The sequence below is a fragment of the uncultured Kordia sp. genome (genome assembly GCF_947489565.1).
GTDB lineage: Bacteria > Bacteroidota > Bacteroidia > Flavobacteriales > Flavobacteriaceae > Kordia.
In genome coordinates, this window is record NZ_CANLEA010000006.1 from 104,560 (window position 1) to 122,478 (window position 17,919).

Consider the following 17,919-nt stretch of genomic DNA (forward strand, 5'->3'; position numbering starts at 1 on the left):
GCCAAAATGAACTTGACTGATTTTATATCCTATATAAGATAAATAGATGTTAATTATTTACAGGTGTGGCTCCTACAGGAATCGCATCAACTGGCTTTACTTCGAAACATGATCCACCATCTCTCTTCTTGTAAGAGTCTTCAACTTTTACACCGTCAATGATACAAGTCGATGTTAGTTCAGAACAGCAGGTTCCATCGGCAAAAGCTTGTTCGCCAAAAGTTACTGTTGAGGTGTTCATACTAAATACTAAAGCTAACATGAATAGCCCCGAAGCGATTGTTGTTAAAATTACTTTTTTCATAATATTAAAGGTTTTTTTGGTTATTGATAACAAATATGCAGAGTAGTTGCGCGCAGGTGTATTTCTGCATATTTGTCTTACTTAAATGTAGGATAAATAAAATGTGTATCAAAAAATCTTACATTGATTTTTTAAATAACTGGCAATTAGTAAGTTAAATTGATAAATAAGGTAAGGTGAATCCGTAATATTTATCTTAAAAGGTGGATTTAAGAAGTAAAGTTTTTATGTAAGTATTTTGTAAACAGTGTTTTATGTGAATTGTAGTTTATTAAAAACTAAACCACAATTTCCCTTGTATTGTGTACTCAGGTACAAAACCAATAGCTCTAGAATCGTTAGAGAAGTGTCGATTATCTCCCATCACGAAAAAGTAGTTAAAAAGAAATGTATAACTGTTAATTTTTTCATTATCTAAATAAATGATGTCGTTTTGTATGGAGATTGTTTTTTGAGTTTCCAAAGCAATGGCTTCTTCATAGAAAATGATATTTTCCATAGTAAGTTGTATGGTATTTCCTTTTTTTGGAATCGTTATAGGTCCGTAAAAATCTCTAGTCCAATCAAAAACCTTCTCTTTAGGAAATATATTTTCAACGATTGTTTTTGGCAAATGAATATTTCGTGTAATCTTTTGTTGCACCTGTAAAGGGAGTTTTTTATACTCTGTGTTTGAGTATGTTTTTCCCGCAATAAAACCTTTCGTATCTTTTGTAATATAGTCAAAAACATACGTAGAAAGTTCTTCTTGTTGTTGTTCATTAATAGAAACGTTACTGTTTACAATCTGGATTGTTTCACCAGGTAAACCAATAATTCTTTTGATGAATTTTTTAGAGGAATTCTTCTTAAAGCTTTTAAAAACAATAATATCATTGCGTTCAATTTTTTCAAAACCACTTAAGCGATTATATGTTGTATCATTTGTTTTTTCAGATGAAAATAGACTACCAAAAGGAACTTCAGTAATTGAATTTGGCATTTTAGGACCATAATCCAATTTATTAATCACAATCATCTCTCCTTTTGATAATATACGTTCCATAGAGCTAGAGGGAATGGAATAAATTTCAAAAATGAAGATTCTAAAAAATATAGCCAATCCAATCGGGAAAATGAGATAAGTACTATATTTAATAATTGTATAGGTGTTTTTAGTAAGTTTTCTCTTTAAGAATTTATATAAAAATTGTGTACTAATACAATCTATAAAAAGAACCAAGAGTAGTGAAACTATAAAAAGTCTTGACCAAATGAAAAAGCATATAATAAGTCCGAAAAACAGTATGAATACTATTTTAGAAATATTACTTTTCAAAGATTTTGACATATATGCGAAGTTTTACTTTTGTGTTAAGATATCAATTTTTACAAGAAATAGAAGGTGGTTGTTGAAAATTTAAGAGAAAATTTTACCTCTTTAAATATAAGTATCAACCCAATTCAAAAGTGGTAATTCCAAATATTTTATTTAAGTCTACTTTTGGTGGATTTCCATAATACATTCGTGCGCATTCAAAAATATAAGTAGCTTCATATTTATCCACAAGTGCTTTGGCAGCTTCATTTACCATAGGAATATCCAAACATAAAGATTCGCCTTGAACCGAATTTAAACAGGCTTTGTATAAAGTTTCTGCAATAGCAGGATTGTCAGCAAACAAAGGACATATTTTGTTTCCAGTAATTGTTTTTCGAACAATGGCGAAACCTTTTAATAGATTGTCTTCAACATATTTGAATGTTTTAATATCAGTAAGTTGTAACCAAGGTTGTAAAAATTGCGGACGCGAAACTCCAAAACATTGTGCATCATACGCAAGAATAGCTTCGAAATCAGTATTTTCAATGGCAGAAATATTTGCATCAACCGTAAAAGCGCATCCAATTTTTTCATAACGAACATCTCTAAAAGCAATTTCAAAGCCGCCTTCTTGGTAAAAAGGTTGCATTGCTACAACGCCGTCCATGCCAATAGCTGCATTTTTCTTCAGTCGAGACAATAGTTTATCGCGTCTTAAATACCATAACTTTCTTCCAATTCCGTGTGATCGGTAGGCAGGTTTTACAATAAAGAATCCCATAAATCCAAATGCGCCATCATACGAAACAATAGATCCGCCAGCTATGAGTTCGCCTTCGTAATGAAAACCATAAAAACCATCAGGATCGGTGGCAAAATATACATCAGCATCGTACGGGCCTGTATTCCAACCTTCTTGTTGTGCCCAATTGGCTAAGGTATTTACGCCGTTCAAGTCTAGTTTTTCAAATTGTAAATCGTCTATATTCATGGTAGGTATTACGTAAAAAAATGATTCACAACGAAGTTTCATTATGAATCATATGAAAGTATATATTTTAAAGCAGTTTAACAACCACAACCACCAAAGATATTGATGTCCGTGTTTACTTTTCCATCTTTAGAAGTTAAGTGCATGGTTCCAGTATATTCTGGTCCGCCACCATCATTTTGTCCGTCTTTTGTCAACGAAAATTTTAAATCGTATTGATCGTTGTAATAATGTCTAAAATGATCTCCCTTTTTAGGATCAGGATTTTCAGGTTTTTTACTTTTTAAGATCACATTCTTCCCGTTGATTTTAATAATTGCCTTGGCTTTTGGTGCGTCTTCATAGGTTCCCATTACAAGTAAGGTATCATAATCATCAGGATGTGTACGGAATGAACAACTGCAACCATCTCTAAATTCGTCTGGCAAGCTATTGATGCTAGTGATTATCTGCATAGGTCTTGCAAAAGATGTCTTTTTATCAAGTGCACTTTCTTCAACAGCTGGTGCAATTTCTTCGGTAGCAGAAGTGGTTTCTTGTAGCGTAGTTTCTTTCCAAGCTCCGTTGACCATTTCTGGCTTTGCATTGAGTTGCATGAAGTGTTTTTTAATGCTTTGTGAACGCGTATATTCTTTTTTAGCGGTATAATCCTTCACGGTTTCAGTGAGTTCCATTTTTGGACTAGAATCGCCCATTTCAACAGTATAACTAAACTTACGTTCTTTTTGAAGATTTCTTTTGGCGTCCATGAGTTTGAACGTATAATAATATCCGTGTTCGCCAACTTCGGTTCTTTCAATTTCTATAATTTGATTGTCTTTTAAGTAGCTATAATTTACCGTTTCGGCATCACCACTTTCACTTTTTGTAATTCCTAAATCGGTCCATGATGAAATGTCAAATTTTCCAAAGTGGGCAAAGTCAAATTGCTTATCAGTAATGATCCCGTTACCTTTTTCATCGCCTTTCTGTTGTACTGCACCACCATAAACCCAGCCTTCTTTGTTGTCTTTTGTGGTTACTTTCATCCAGTAATCGTCGTATGCAACCCCGCGAAGTACAATAATTTCTTTTGTGTCAGATTTGGTACCTGTAAATTCCAAAGCATCTTCCGAAGTATACGTGCCTACAACTTTTCCTTTCGTATTTGCAGCATCTCGCACATTGATATTATCAACCCAAGCGTAATACGAATTGTCAACTTTAGGTGCTTCTTCAGTTTTTTTGACTTCTTCAGGGACAGTTTCTGTGCTTGTTTTTGATTTTTCTTTGGAATCACTTCCGCAGGAAATCATTAAAACTGTTATACAAAGCATGCACAGTTTTGAGGTAAAAGAATACATTTTCATTTGATCGTTAGTTGGTTAAAATTGGGATTCAATTTAAGAAATAATAGAGGACTTAAAAAAAATCCTAGTTTAAAAAAGGTTTACATCAAAAAAGAAAACATTCACTATACAAAAACTTCCATTCACTCATATTTTTTCTTTTTGAGTTGACAATCAGTCATTTTTGAGTTGAAAATTAACCTAAAAGCATAGAAATCATGAGAGTAAACTTTTTTATTGTAAGCATGTTACTACTATTTGTAGGAACTGTATTTGCACAAGACTATGTACGCATTAAAAACCGCAATACAATTAATGGTGATGTGTACGGAATACATATTGAAAATACGAGTGTAGAAGCTGGAACTATACAACCCAATTGGTGGTCTGCACAATGGGTTTTTGAAAAAATACCAGGATCCAAATATTACAAAATAAGGAATCGTTGGAAAAAGAATGGACGTGATGACTATTATTTACATCTTGTAAAAGGAAAATTAGAAGCTAGTAAACTGGTGAGACCAAATTTAAAGTGGGCACAATGGGCATTGGAAAAAGTAAGAGGAACTCCGTATTATAGAATCAGAAACCGTTATCATCTGATGCATTATATCTGGATTAGAATAGATAAAGGAATAGAGTTGACTGCTGGTAAAGTGAGTCCGTTTGAAAAATTAGCGCATTGGGAATTGGAAGGTTTTAATGAAAAAGCCGCTACAGTTGCACCCAAACAAAAAAAAGAAACGACAAGTGTTAGTACTGCAAGAAAAAATAACACTAAAAAATCCAATGTTAGCGCAACTCCCACAAAGAAGAAGAAACGAAAAAAAATGACAAAAATACGCGTAAAACTACTAAAACTGGTTTGTGAAGTGTCTGATGATGAAGGTATCAATAATAACGCAGATATGAGTCATTTTAAAATGGAAGCAAAATTATTTCAGAAAAATTGTAAAGAAGATAATGTGAATTCATTAATAGGTAAAGGTATTGTATACAATTGGAAAGGTCGTCCAGATAAGGAAGTAGCTGAAGGAGATGTCATATATGGAGGAAAAAAAGATTATGTGGATTTATTGCTAGATGAAAGTTGTGGAACTAAATACAGTGTGAAGTTTGATGCAAGTGCTGTGGAACGAGATACTTCTAGTGCTGATGAAAAAGCACATAATTCAAAAACATTAATAGATACTAACGCAGAAGGAACTCACCAAATCCGATTGGTTTCTAGCGATTTTACCTATAGAGTAGAATTTGAAATTAGTAAAATAGACTATTATGAAAATAAAAAGTAGTCGAAATTAAAATCATTATAATCAATCATTTATCTTAATTTTTGCTAAATTAAAACGATAAAAACTTATTGTTGATTTATCAAGAATTAAGGTATTCAAAAACAACAACAAATTATGTTAATTAGATCATCAAGTATAATAACAGAAAAAATTTCATTTACGGTTCAAACGAAACTTCTATTAGAAGCCATAAACAATACTGATATTGGATTAGGAACTTCTGCGAATCCCATTTTAATAGATGGTTTTGTGTCTATTAACGATGCAAATTTATACGAATTCTTTAGTGGAGAAACTATTGCCTTTCAATTGGAATCCGATTATGGAAAAGAAAAGGAATTTGACTTATTACCACTAGAATTGGTAGGTTGTCATATTCATAATGTTGGACAAGATTTTAATAGAAGATTTGTCTCACTTCCGAATCCTTGGGAAAACATTTTTGATACGGCACCCAAATCTATTATTAAACTTCCTGACGGTTCATTAAGCATTGAACCTATTGATAAGATATGTGCTATTACTGTCGCAAAAGGATTGGATGATAAAGTTTTAGATACGTACGTTTCTTATAGAGTCGTCCTTAAATCAACAACTACGGTGAAAAATGCAGAAGGAAGAGAAATCCTGCGAACTTTTTATTTTGTAATTGATCCATTAATTAAAATTACATCTGGTCGCAAAGGTGGAGGAAAACTTTAGAAATAAATATCTAAAAACGTATATGACTTTCAATAAACAGCTATTATTTTCTATAGGATTTCTAATGTTATCTCTTTCTTGCTTTGCACAAAACGCACAGCAAACAGATAGCTTGTTGAAAGTGCTCGAAACTCAAAAGTTACCCAAAAATGAGAAAGCTACTTTGCTGAGAATCATTGCGAATGACCACCCAAATACAGATGAAGGAATCCGTTATGCAAAACAATCATTGCAAATAGCTATTGAAATTAATGATTTAGTATTGCAAGGAGAAGCATGGGAAGAAATTGGTACTATTGAACAACGATTGGGAAATAAAAATAATGCCTTAGATGCAACATTTAAGGCATTACATATTTATGATTCGTTAAATCTGAAAGACAAACAAGGAGCATCGTATGCGCAAATTGCGAGTCATCATGTGGGAGAGAAAGAATATGATTTGGCAATTATATATTTTCAAAAAGCAGAAAAAATTTTTTCAGAAATTGGAGATGATTTTTATTTAGCTTATGTGCTTACAAACTTAGGAGAATCCTATCGTTTTGCGGAACAACTGGAAGACGCAACAACATCACTAACAAAAGCTCTGGAGTTAAATAAATCGTTTAAAAATGAAACCATTGAAAGTTATTCGCTGGGAAATTTAGGAATGGTATATGCTGCAGAAGGTAAATTCGCGAAAGCAAAAATATTTTTGATCAAAGCAATTGCAATTACCAATAGATTGGGAGATGTGTATGCTACCTCTATTTTTGTAGCAGCATTAGGAAGTGTTTATGAGAAGGAAGGTGATTTTTCACTTTCAGAAAGTAAATATAATGAAGCCTTTGCAATGGCAAAGAGTGCTGGACTCAAAGAACAAATTAGAGATTTTAGCGCAGTGCTTACAGGTTTTTATGAAGAACAAAACGATTATAAAAAAGCCTTAAAATTTCAAAAAGTATATCAGCAGTACCAAGACAGTTTAGTGAATAAAGAAAATATTCAAAAAAACGAACAACTCAAAGCTGATTATGAAGTATCGAAACGCGAATCTGAAATTTCACTTTTAAATATTACCAATTCCAATCAAAAAAAGTGGGTTTTCGGATTGATTACCGGACTTTTAGTTGTATTGCTTTTGACCTATTTATTATATCGAGGAAATCAAAAAATAAAGAAAACAAACACTATTTTATCCGATCAAAAAGAACTGATTAGCAAACGTGAGCAAGAAAAAGCGTTGTTGTTGCAGGAACTAAATCATCGTGTGAAGAACAATTTGCAAATGATTTCTAGTTTACTCAATCTGCAAAGTAGAGAGCTCACAGGACATCCTGCGCAAGAAGCTATTTTGTCAGGGAAATATAGAGTAGAAGCATTGTCGTTAGTGCATCGTAAACTATACCAAGAAGGGGTAGATACTAAAATTCCATTGAAAGATTATATTCAGGAATTGGTGTTAGGATTGTTTGAAGGATATAATGTCAAGTTCTCGCCAAGTTTTGTCATTGCAGATATTAGTATTGGAATTGATGTGGCAATTCCGCTTGCGTTAATTATCAATGAAATGGTGATTAATTCCTTAAAATACGCATATCAAGGAGTTGATGAACCATTATTGAAGATTGTCATGATGCAGGAAACGACAGAATATTTACACATTCAAGTCATTGACAATGGCGTTGGTTTTACTCAAGATACAAATGAAAAAGACAATTCGTTCGGACTCAAATTGATTACTTCTTTAATCCAACAACTAGAAGGAACGATGGAACAAATCAATACGAAAGGAACACATTGGGAAATGAAAATAAAACTTTCCTAAACACACTAGAAACCATGAGCACTACCATAAAAATTTTAGTCGTAGAAGATGAAATTATCTTAGCGCAAGATATCAGTGGACGATTGACTGATATGCATTACGAAGTTGTTGGAATTGCACCTTCTGTAGCAAAAGCAGTTGCCATACTTGAAACCAGAAAAGATATCGATATTATAATGATTGATATTATTTTGAAAGGTGATAAAGATGGTATTGAATTGGCCAAAATTGTGAATGAAAAGTATCAAATTCCATTCATTTTTTTAACATCACATGCAGATGCTTCATTGGTTGAACGTGCAAAAAAAGTGCATCCGTATGCATATATTTTAAAACCATTCAACGACAGACAAGTAAAGGTCGCTATTGAACTCGCTTTGATAAATTTTTCAAACAAAACACCAGGGAAAGATGTGTTTGAAAATAAAGAAACGATTGCCGAAGAATTGCAGGTGTTTCAAATAAAAGACAGTTTATTCCTAAAAAAAAATCAACACTTTGTTCGCGTGCCTTTGGTAGATATTTTATGTATCAAAGCAGATAATAATTACTGTACAGTGTTCACAAAATCAGAACGTTTTGTATATGCCGTAGTAATGAAAAAAATAGAATCGCAATTGCCTACCGAAAGCTTTGTGAGAACACATCGAAGTTATATTGTCAACATCAATCAAGTACACGGTTTTGAAGGAAATTTATTGTTTGTAGGAACACATAAAATTCCGGTAAGCAAATCGCAAAAAGAATATGTATTCAAGCGTTTTAAAACGATTTAAAAAAGGGAAACCCATAAAAAAACGCTTGTCAGCAATGAGCTAACTAGCGTTTTTTTAAATAAAGTAGTAATTACTTTTTATACGTAATTGTTTTTTTAACCATATTGATGACATTGTTGCCTTCGTCGGTATGATTTCCGTATTCATCTGGAGAATCTTGAAAAGCAAGAATACGCGTTTTACCATCTTTCATAGGAATTGATAAGAAATCTTGTATCAATCGTTCGCCCATTAAATTCACATTAATTCGCTTTCCATACAACTCTCTTCCTCCAAGTTTCATAGATGTTTTTTCTATTTTACAATTTTGTTTTCCATAACGGCCTGCAATTTCATTAACAAAACTGTCAAAGCTATTTTCTTGTGTAATTTCAAAATACATGATCACAAAATTATTTCCATCAAACATCCAGTTTTTGTATCCGAAATCTTCTTCATATTCAAATCCTAAATTAGAAGGATAATCAAAAGAAATTGTACCATTACTAAAAGAACGAGAATCTGCAATCTTAACAGAAACTGTCGTACCGTTTTGTGTAACGATTTCACCTTCTGGAACAGTGTGTTTTTTACCATTAATAGTTATGATTAAACCCGCTTTTGGTTCTTTGGAAGCATCTCTTTGCGCGTGTGCAAGAAATAAATTCCCAACAAAAAGCAACGAAAATAATGTCAATGAAAGTTTCATATATGTATAATTAAGTTGAATGTAAATCTACAATTTTTTACAAACTTTAAAAGTGAAATGTCATTCTATTCTATAAATTACGTATGCGATAAGAGCTGTTTTTTGTGTAAAGTTTTAAAGAAGTTGATTAACCTTTACAAGGAATAATTGAATTTCACAACATTGAATGAATAATCAGATTCATCTATACAATCATGGTCGCAGTTAATTTTGATAAATTTTTCTTTTGTTGCGCCTGTGACAGTTATATAAGTAAATGTAGTCACAGCTTTTTCTACCATACTGTCATATCCAACAATACAAGTTAAAATACCAAAAGTGTCTCTTTCTGATTGTTTCGATAGACATTGTATAACTCTCATATATCTGAAAAGGTACGATTTTAAATATGCTAGTTTATTCATAGAAATTCCAAGAATATCGTAAAAAAAGTGTAGATTCATCACGTCAGGAGCGCCAGCATACGCTTTTATTGGATTAAATGAAGCTGTTTGTTCCATCCCTTTTATGGAATTCAAAACTTTAGCCATTTCTTCCTCATTAAGAAAATAAAGCCCTTGAATAAAACAAGGTTTTTTAGGGATTGTATGTATTGTCTTCTTGATATTAGTAAATACTGTAAGTGCATTTTGAAATGCGCTTATAATAATCTTTCTTTCTTTTTCTGTAAGTTCATTAGAGATTGAAGACAACAAAAAATCTTCACTACAAGTATGCAACCATACACCATTTTTAGTTGGAGTGCTGCAATGAGGTATATTTTTAGTCATAGATGTGTTTTTTAATTATGGATAAAATATGAGCTTTTAATACGAGAAATATATTTTGTTTCTGTATTTGCAGACGATCAATCAAAAATCAAAACTGAGTGTAAAAAGAAACACCCAATTTTGATTTCATGAATGTAAACAGTACTGTTTTGATTTTTGTTTCAATCAATTAAACAGGTTCTTGATAAGAATAACCAACTTTTGTATAGTCAACATTATAAGAAAACCTTGTTGTATTGTTCGAACATTTATGCTTAATTAGTACTGCCGCTGAAGTAGCAGTAGAAACTGCATATACTACAGAAGTCAGTGCAATATTAAGGCCTGGTACCAATGATAAAAGTGTAATGGTTGTCCCAAGATGTTGTGCAGTTGTATTTCCTGCAGCAGTTGCTTGAGTTGCTGCCATGGCTCTATTTAAATAATCGCGCATTGGATTTACAGTGCCGCCCACGCCAGATAAAATATCATTGAATAGTTGAGCATTTGCATCTTGTATTGTTCCGTTGCCAATTAATTGCCTTTTGACCGCATTGGTTTGTGACATACCTGTAATGGTATTTAAAGCTTTAATCATGGCTTGAGAATTTGATGTATACAAACCATTGACAACTTCTTCTCCAGAAGTTTCCTTTACAGCTTCCTTTATTTTATTTGGTACTTGTAATGCACGTATAAAAGCACTTCGCATAACCTCTTTTTGCTCTTCATTCCAAGAATCAAATCTATAGTAGAAAATATAATCACTTCCTTCACTATGTATCCATGTACCATCATTATTGATACCTCGCGTTTCAATAATAATAGGCCTCTGTTCTTTATTGTTTTTAGTAATACTCATTTTAATTAAATTATTTGATTAAAAATTAAATTTTGAAATTGTTTAAAGAAAATAATACATATGTATTGTTATTTTGTCGACATCTATTTCTTTAACAAGACAAATATAATTCTGTCAAATAAGGTAAGTTTTAGAATAAATACCTGTATTTTGGGTATAAATACTTGTTTCTAATTCAGAACATTGAAAAATCATAAAAAATTATGATTTGTATAGTAGTATAGTTTATGATTTTCTTTTTAAAGTGCTATTTGTTAGGGTAATACGTTTCCTCTGTAAATGCTCTTTTTCCAGCGAATTTGTAACGGTTTGAAGCGCTAAATCAAGATATTCAATAGCTTTTTCTATATTTTTTGTGGCGTAATAATAGTCGGAAAGTGTTCCGTAATATAAATAACTGCGTTGTTCCAAGTCACTTGCTTCAAGTTGTTCTAAATAGTGTTTTGCTTTGTCGAAATCTAGACTTTGCAAACACACAACTGCCATAGTCAATATATGAATCGGAATTGGTTGCATAGCATATAAACATTCATACCAATACAAAATCTTTGTCCAATTGGTATCATCAAAATGTTCGGCACGCAAATGTTCGGCAGCAATAGCAGCTTCATAATGATAGCAAGAATATTCAGGATCCAAAACAGCTTTATTCATCATAGTATTTCCGAGTTGGACTAATGGAAAATGCCACAAACTGCGATCTTGTTGTTTTAAATCGAGAATTTCATTAGAAGAATTTATCTTCGCTTCCAATCGTGCAGAATGAAAACACATCAATGCAAACAATGCATACACAACTGAACTTCGTGTCAATTCGTTTTTAAGCAACATTTGGCACAAACGCATAGCTTCTCCACACAACTCTTTCCGAATTAATTGTTCTTGTGTGTTGGAATGAAATCCTTCATTAAAAATCAAATACAGAACTTCCATAACGCTTTCCAAACGTTGTGGCAATGCTTTTCCTTGCGGAATATGAAATTGAATCGTTCCTTTTTGAATGGTTTTTCGAGCGCGGAATAATCGTTTTTTTACCGTTTCTTCTTTGGTCAATAAGGCAGAAGCAATTTCTTTTATGCTAAAACCAGAAACGGTTTTTAAAGCAAAGGAAATTCGATCGCGCGGATCTAAATCTGGATGACAGGCCGTAAAAATCATACGTAGTTGTGCATCTTCAATTTCTGCATCTAAGAAAAGTTCGTTAACGGCAATAAAATCGCGACTTTGTTGAAGATTTGGAAGTAGATTTTTTTCAGCTTTCAGTTTCCTGAAAATATCTAAGACTCTGTTTTTGGCGGCTTTGGTTAGCCAAGCTTCTGGATTTTCAGGTTGTTGTTGTCGCCAAGCAACACTCGCTTTTATAAACGTGTCTTGTACTGCATCTTCAATAGTTTCAAGATGCGAAAGTCCAAAAATCCGAGTTAACACAGAGACCATTTTTCCACTGTGATAGCGGAACAAATGGTCTATGAGTTTGTTTTCCATTACTTGTGATCTTCAAAAACAGTTACTTCTCTAATTTCAACTGTTCCTCCTAAATCGTAATCAGGGAAATCTTGTGCAATTTCTTGTACGGCATCAAAATCTTTGGCAACCACCAAATAATATCCGCCAATAATTTCTTTTACTTCTGCGGAAGTTAAGTCGGTTACCGTACGATTTTCGCCTACAATACGACGAATTTGTGGATTCAATGCATTTCCACCACGTAGGATTCCTGCTGCTTCCATTTTATTTCCCCAAGCAAACCATTTTCCCATACGGTTTTGTAATTCTTCTGGAGAAAGTCCTAAATCAGCGTAATCTGCTCCAACGAAAATCATCATAAATTCTTTCATAATAGTGTTTTTTATAAGGTTTATATCTCTAAGACGTTTTGCAAAAGACAAAAGAGGACATATTTTTCAATTATTTTTTTTCGGGACTTTGAAAAGCTTGTGAAACCATCCTTTTTACAACCATTCTATGAAACGGTTTAATGAGATTCATGTAAATTTTACCTTTCTTATTATTGTATTCTACTAAGGTTGTTACTTTAATATTGTGCGAAGCTACTTTGGTATTGGAAACAATAGCTCTAAAGTTTAAGTGACTATCATTAGCGCCCAAAATAATTTCGCTTGGCGCGATATCGTAAATTTTGAAGAACTTGATATAACCGCCAACTTTAAAATCTTCATTATAATCTTCTGGAAGACTTGTTTTCAACCCGAAAAATTGAACAATACTGTTTCTGATTTTAAACAAAAAAGCAACCCATTTAGGTGTTGTATTAAAGATTTGATTCGTAACTTCTTGAATAGAATGAATGTGATTGGTTGTTGAAAATGTATCTGCAAAATCAACTTTTGGAAGCAAATTGGTTGCGTTCTCAGAAATAAAAACAGATTCTTCTTTTACTTTTAACATAAGGTGTACATGTTAGCATATTTAAAGAAACTTAAAGTTACAATTATTCCTTGCGATTTGCATATTTCTCCAAAGCTTTTCTTAGTGTTTTTCCGTCTTCTTTGGTAGCTCTCCAAGAAAACTGAATATTATTTACTTTACAATAGCGTTCAAAATCTCCGTATACGCGATCATTTTCTTTTCCGTCAAATACTTCGCCAGGTGCATTATCAAAACTTTGTTTGAGTACTTTTCCATCTTTTAGGAAATATGTTGTTTTAAAACTACGTGCTTTTCTCTTCAAAGCCACATTGATATAATTAGTACCTTCTTCAATTACGACTACTTCAGATTCGTTTGCAGAAATCACTTCTTTGATGGTTACTTTAGAACTTAATTCTTTGGCCCAATCTAAGTTTCTTAAAAGCTCAGCTCTATTTTTAACTTCTACAATTTCATTTCTAAACGATTCTGTATAATCTTCAACGGCCAAAGAAGTCAATGTCGCCAAATCGTAATTATTTCTGGCTTCCACAAAAGATGCTACCAATGCTTCAGAAGTTTCATTTCTTGAATTTGAACTTTCATTTTTTGAGTTTGAAGCGTCTTTTGTCTTTGGTGTACTTTCTGTTTTTGTAGTGCTTTTTGTTTTTGCAGTATCTTCTGTATTGGTCTTATTCTTTGATTCTGAATTGTTTTCTGCACAAGAAACCATGAGTGAAACACTGAAAACAAAGATTAAAATGGATCTGAAATTCATAAAATTTAGTTTAAAAAAATGCGTTTTCTAAAGTAGAAAACTTTGGAAACCTATGCTATAAAAAAGTGAACTAATTTTTAGTTTTTTGTCAGAAGTTTCTATGAAGATGAAAAACAAGTATTATTTAGAGAGAATCCCTTTTTTCTGAATATATTCTGCCACATCTTTTGCCCAAACTTGATATGCCAATTCTGAAGGATGTACGCCATCACTAAAAAAATCTTCGGGAGCAGCTGTAAGATTCATACGTTTTACTAAGTCTTCGTACTCCAAATTTTTAGCTCTGTAATATACATTTTCATAATCGTTTACGACTTTTTCAAGCTCTTTTCCAAGATGCAAGACTAAATTTCCTATGACAAACTTAAAAGAACCTGTAAATGCAGTAAATTCTTTAATTGGCGGCATGTTGGCAAATACAATCGGTGTTTTTGGATAGGTAGTTCGAATCGTATCAATCAATGCACGAATATCTTTATTCCAACGTTTGGGTGTACGAAGTGCAAAACTATCATTTCCGCCAAGTCCAATAACAATTAAATCTACAGGTTGCTGCGTAATTTGAGGAACTATTTTTTGATTTACACATTTTGCAGTATATCCACTTTTAGCATACACTTTCCACGAAATATTTGCTGAGGTTTGTGTTGATAGTTCTTTTGCAAGTGTTCCTGTAAAACCAGTTTTATTACTAGAAGCACCAACACCTGCAATCGTACTTTCGCCAATGGTAATCAATTGAAAAGAAGTATTACTTTCTGAGATAGACGTACCTTCTAAATCTGTTGCTTCAGGTAAATCGGGAATGGTTTTTTTAATTTTTTGTCCTTGAAAGTAGAGTATCGGCAATAGAGGAATGGAAACTATCGCGCCAAGCGTATACTTAATATTCATAATCATTTCAAATTAGCATGATAAAGATACAATTTTTGAACTTTAAAATAATTTTGTTTAATGATTTATTATATTTGTTAAACAAAAATTAATTATGAAGAAAAAGCACCTTCCTACAAAGACATGCAAAGTATGTCAACGGCCATTTACTTGGCGTAAAAAATGGGAGCGTGTTTGGGATGAAGTTCAATATTGTAGCGAACGTTGTCGAAGAAATAAAAATAGAAAGAATGACTAAAACTGGACTGGTTTGGTTTCGAAATGATTTGCGTATTCACGATCAAATTTCATTGGTCAAAGCTGCTAAAGAAAACAGTTTTGTTATGGCTGTGTATTGTTTTGATCCGCGTCAATTTGAAAAAGATCGTTTTGGATTTGTCAAAACCGGAAAATACCGTGCGCAATTTTTAATTGAAACAGTTTCAAATTTACAAGAAGAACTAAATGCACTCAATATTCCTTTGTTTGTGCATCATGATGTCCCCGAAAAGATTGTTTCTGAATATGTAAAGATTCACAACGTAACTTCTGTGTATTTGCAAAAAGAATGGACTTCGGAAGAAGTAAAAGTGGCTGAAAATGTACAAAAAGCCATCCCAAAAGATACAAATTGGGTTGAGAGTTACGATCAGTTTTTATATCATCCTGATGACATTCCGATGACAATCGACAAAATTCCACAAGTCTTTACGGTGTTTCGAAAGAAATGTGAAAAATATGTGAGTATTCGTGCGATGGAAACTATATCCAAGATGCCAGAAAAGAATCGCGTACCACATCTAACAAAAATTCCATCATTACAAGATTTAGGACATCCAAACTTCCAATCCGATCCACGAACCGCATTTCCATTCAAAGGATGCGAAAAAGCAGGTTTACAGCGTTTGCAAGACTACGCTTGGAATACAAAAAAACTATCCTATTATAAAAAAACACGTAATGGATTGGTTGGAACAGATTACAGTTCTAAATTTTCTGCGTGGCTAGCCAATGGAAGTCTGTCGCCACGAATGATTTACCATGAAGTACAAAAATACGAGTCCGAAATTGTCAAAAATCAATCTACCTATTGGATGATTTTTGAATTGATTTGGCGCGACTTTTTCAAATACATTTCCCGAAAGCACGGAAACGATATTTTCCAATTGGAAGGTATTCTGCATAAACCGTATGAATGGAGTAGTGATGCAAAGTTAATTCAGCAATGGATTGATGGCGAAACTGCCGAACCATTTGTGAATGCAAACATGCTCGAAATCAAACATACTGGATGGATGAGCAATCGCGGTCGCCAAAACGTTGCATCTTATTTTGCAAGAACTTTGCAACTAGATTGGCGTATTGGCGCTGCGTATTTTGAATCGTTGTTAATCGATTATGATGTCCATAGTAATTATGGAAACTGGCTGTATGTATCGGGCGTTGGAAATGATCCGCGGAATCGAACTTTTAATGTAAAACTCCAAGCCGAGCGTTATGATGCACATCGTAAATTTCAAAACCGTTGGTTGCAAACAAGTTTATTTTAAATGAAGACATTACGATTAATTCTTGGCGATCAATTAAATCAGCAGCATTCTTGGTATCACGACACGAATGAAGAAGTCGTGTATTTCATGGCAGAAATGCGTCAGGAAACAGATTATGTTGCACATCATATTCAGAAAGTTGTTGCGTTTTTTCAAAGCATGCGTTCGTTTGCAGATTGGCTAAAAAATGAACAACATAAAATTGTGTATTATACGTTGGATGATAAGCGAAATCAACAGGATTTGGTGAAGAATTTGACCCAATTAATTGATGAATATCACATAGAAAAGTTTGAGTATCAATTGCCAGATGAATATCGTTTGGATGCGCAACTGAAAACGTTTTGTACAGCATTGAATATTACCACAGAAGCTTTTGATACGGAACACTTTTTAACATCACGAACTGACTTTGCAACGTTTTTTGAAGGGAAAAAACAAATGGTGATGGAGTATTTTTATCGCAATATGCGGAAGAAGTATAATATTATGATGCTGAATGAAAAGAATCCGGAAGGCGGAAAGTGGAATTTTGATCATAGCAATCGTAAAAAGTGGAAAGGTTCACCAGAAATTCCAGTGGAAAAGCAAGCGGAAAATTCTGTTTCAAACATTTACAAAATGGTACAGGATGCTGGAGTTAAAACCATAGGGAATATGGATGAAGCAAAGTTTCATTGGCCAACCAATCGCGCTGCTTGTTTAGATTTGCTGAATTATTTTTGTAAAAAATTGCTTGTGTATTTTGGCGATTTTCAAGATGCAATGCACACGGAAGAACATTTTCTATTTCACAGTCGTTTATCGTTTGCGATGAATTCAAAAATGTTGCATCCGATGGAAGTCATTGAAACGGTAGTTTCGTATTGGCGAACTCATAAAAGTGAAATTGATATATCGCAAGTAGAAGGTTTTGTACGACAAATTTTGGGTTGGCGTGAATATATGCGTGGAATGTATTGGAAAGAAATGCCAAATTATAGAACTTTGAACAAATTAAACAATACGAATTCGCTTCCTGACTTTTTCTGGACAGGAAATACGAAAATGAATTGTTTGAAACATGCGATTTCTCAAAGTTTGGATCATGCGTATGCACATCACATTCAACGATTGATGGTGACCGGAAATTTTGCGTTGCTTACACAAACGCATCCTGACGAAGTAGATGCTTGGTATTTGGGAATTTATATTGATGCGATAGAATGGGTTGAAATTACGAATACACGCGGCATGAGTCAATTTGCAGATGGTGGATTGGTAGCTACAAAACCATATGTATCTAGCGGAAGCTACATCAATAAAATGAGCAATTATTGCAAAGATTGTGTGTATAAAGTGTCCAAAAAAGAAACCGAAGATGCATGTCCGTTTAATGCCTTGTATTGGAATTTTTTAGATGAAAAACGCGATTATTTTAAAGGCAATCAGCGGATGGCGATGATGATGAATTTGTTGAACAAAATGGACAAAGAAAAGTTAGGAGCGCTAAAGAATAGAGCAGAAGCTATTATTGCTAATCCTGATAAGTATTAAAAGA

At 33.1% G+C, this 17,919-nt stretch carries 19 protein-coding genes; 7 read left to right on the forward strand and 12 right to left on the reverse strand.

Translation table 11 applies throughout. The features are described 5' to 3' along the window. Positions 1-49 precede the first annotated feature (49 nt). From Q0845_RS09640 to Q0845_RS09655, 4 genes are all read right to left on the reverse strand, one after another. Positions 50-241 (reverse strand): hypothetical protein, encoded by a 192-nt coding sequence (locus Q0845_RS09640; protein WP_298512215.1) that lies wholly within the window; start codon positions 239-241, stop codon positions 50-52. A gap of 334 nt (positions 242-575) precedes the next feature. Then, positions 576-1,634, reverse strand: a complete 1,059-nt coding sequence (gene lepB / locus Q0845_RS09645; protein ID WP_298512217.1) for a signal peptidase I — start codon at positions 1,632-1,634, stop codon at positions 576-578. Positions 1,635-1,737: 103 nt separating this feature from the next. Continuing rightward, positions 1,738-2,598: a GNAT family N-acetyltransferase gene (locus Q0845_RS09650; RefSeq protein WP_298512219.1), complete on the reverse strand. Its 861-nt coding sequence runs from the start codon at positions 2,596-2,598 to the stop codon at positions 1,738-1,740. Positions 2,599-2,675: 77 nt separating this feature from the next. Beyond that, positions 2,676-3,914, reverse strand: a complete 1,239-nt coding sequence (locus tag Q0845_RS09655) for an SH3 domain-containing protein (protein WP_298512221.1) — start codon at positions 3,912-3,914, stop codon at positions 2,676-2,678. Positions 3,915-4,144: 230 nt separating this feature from the next. On the opposite strand from Q0845_RS09655, the gene Q0845_RS09660 reads away from it, so the two are divergent. From Q0845_RS09660 to Q0845_RS09675, 4 genes are all read left to right on the forward strand, one after another. After that, positions 4,145-5,221, forward strand: a complete 1,077-nt coding sequence (locus tag Q0845_RS09660) for a hypothetical protein (RefSeq protein ID WP_298512223.1) — start codon at positions 4,145-4,147, stop codon at positions 5,219-5,221. A 114-nt stretch (positions 5,222-5,335) separates the two neighbouring features. Then, positions 5,336-5,923: a hypothetical protein gene (locus Q0845_RS09665; protein WP_298512225.1), complete on the forward strand. Its 588-nt coding sequence runs from the start codon at positions 5,336-5,338 to the stop codon at positions 5,921-5,923. 22 nt (positions 5,924-5,945) lie between these two features. Beyond that, complete coding sequence (locus tag Q0845_RS09670; RefSeq protein WP_298512228.1) at positions 5,946-7,733, forward strand: histidine kinase dimerization/phosphoacceptor domain -containing protein; 1,788 nt, start codon at positions 5,946-5,948, stop codon at positions 7,731-7,733. A 14-nt stretch (positions 7,734-7,747) separates the two neighbouring features. Beyond that, positions 7,748-8,509, forward strand: coding sequence for a LytTR family transcriptional regulator DNA-binding domain-containing protein (locus Q0845_RS09675; RefSeq protein ID WP_298512230.1), 762 nt, complete (start codon positions 7,748-7,750; stop codon positions 8,507-8,509). Between the two features lie 70 nt (positions 8,510-8,579). On the opposite strand, the gene Q0845_RS09680 is transcribed toward Q0845_RS09675, so the two are convergent. The 8 genes from Q0845_RS09680 to Q0845_RS09715 form a co-directional block, all read right to left on the reverse strand. Continuing rightward, positions 8,580-9,197, reverse strand: a complete 618-nt coding sequence (locus Q0845_RS09680) for a hypothetical protein (protein WP_298512232.1) — start codon at positions 9,195-9,197, stop codon at positions 8,580-8,582. Positions 9,198-9,331: 134 nt separating this feature from the next. Further along, entirely contained in the window at positions 9,332-9,967 is a 636-nt protein-coding gene (locus Q0845_RS09685; RefSeq protein ID WP_298512234.1) for a hypothetical protein, read from the reverse strand. A gap of 169 nt (positions 9,968-10,136) precedes the next feature. Further along, positions 10,137-10,808, reverse strand: a complete 672-nt coding sequence (locus Q0845_RS09690) for a hypothetical protein (RefSeq protein ID WP_298512236.1) — start codon at positions 10,806-10,808, stop codon at positions 10,137-10,139. A 225-nt stretch (positions 10,809-11,033) separates the two neighbouring features. Further along, positions 11,034-12,293 carry a sigma-70 family RNA polymerase sigma factor gene (locus tag Q0845_RS09695; protein ID WP_298512238.1) on the reverse strand — a complete coding sequence of 420 codons (1,260 nt, stop codon included), beginning with the start codon at positions 12,291-12,293 and terminating at the stop codon, positions 11,034-11,036. Then, a complete protein-coding gene (locus Q0845_RS09700; protein ID WP_298512241.1) occupies positions 12,293-12,646 on the reverse strand; it encodes a YciI family protein in 354 nt (117 codons plus the stop codon). Before Q0845_RS09700 ends, Q0845_RS09695 begins: the two co-directional genes overlap by 1 nt. 70 nt (positions 12,647-12,716) lie before the next feature. After that, a complete protein-coding gene (locus tag Q0845_RS09705) occupies positions 12,717-13,217 on the reverse strand; it encodes a DUF2867 domain-containing protein (protein ID WP_298512243.1) in 501 nt (166 codons plus the stop codon). Positions 13,218-13,260: 43 nt separating this feature from the next. Then, entirely contained in the window at positions 13,261-13,956 is a 696-nt protein-coding gene (locus Q0845_RS09710) for a nuclear transport factor 2 family protein (protein WP_298512246.1), read from the reverse strand. A gap of 120 nt (positions 13,957-14,076) precedes the next feature. After that, on the reverse strand, positions 14,077-14,850 hold the full coding sequence (locus Q0845_RS09715) for an SGNH/GDSL hydrolase family protein (RefSeq protein WP_298512248.1): 774 nt from the start codon (positions 14,848-14,850) through the stop codon (positions 14,077-14,079). Positions 14,851-14,944: 94 nt separating this feature from the next. Between Q0845_RS09715 and Q0845_RS09720 the strand changes: the two genes are divergently transcribed. From Q0845_RS09720 to Q0845_RS09730, 3 genes are read left to right on the forward strand one after another with little or no spacing between them, the layout of a single operon-like run. After that, positions 14,945-15,088: a DUF2256 domain-containing protein gene (locus tag Q0845_RS09720; RefSeq protein WP_298512251.1), complete on the forward strand. Its 144-nt coding sequence runs from the start codon at positions 14,945-14,947 to the stop codon at positions 15,086-15,088. After that, the gene (locus Q0845_RS09725; RefSeq protein WP_298512253.1) at positions 15,081-16,379 is read left to right on the forward strand and encodes a DASH family cryptochrome; all 1,299 of its coding nucleotides are present in this window, start codon (positions 15,081-15,083) and stop codon (positions 16,377-16,379) included. Before Q0845_RS09720 ends, Q0845_RS09725 begins: the two co-directional genes overlap by 8 nt. Next, entirely contained in the window at positions 16,380-17,915 is a 1,536-nt protein-coding gene (locus Q0845_RS09730; protein WP_298512255.1) for a cryptochrome/photolyase family protein, read from the forward strand. Positions 17,916-17,919: the final 4 nt, after the last annotated feature.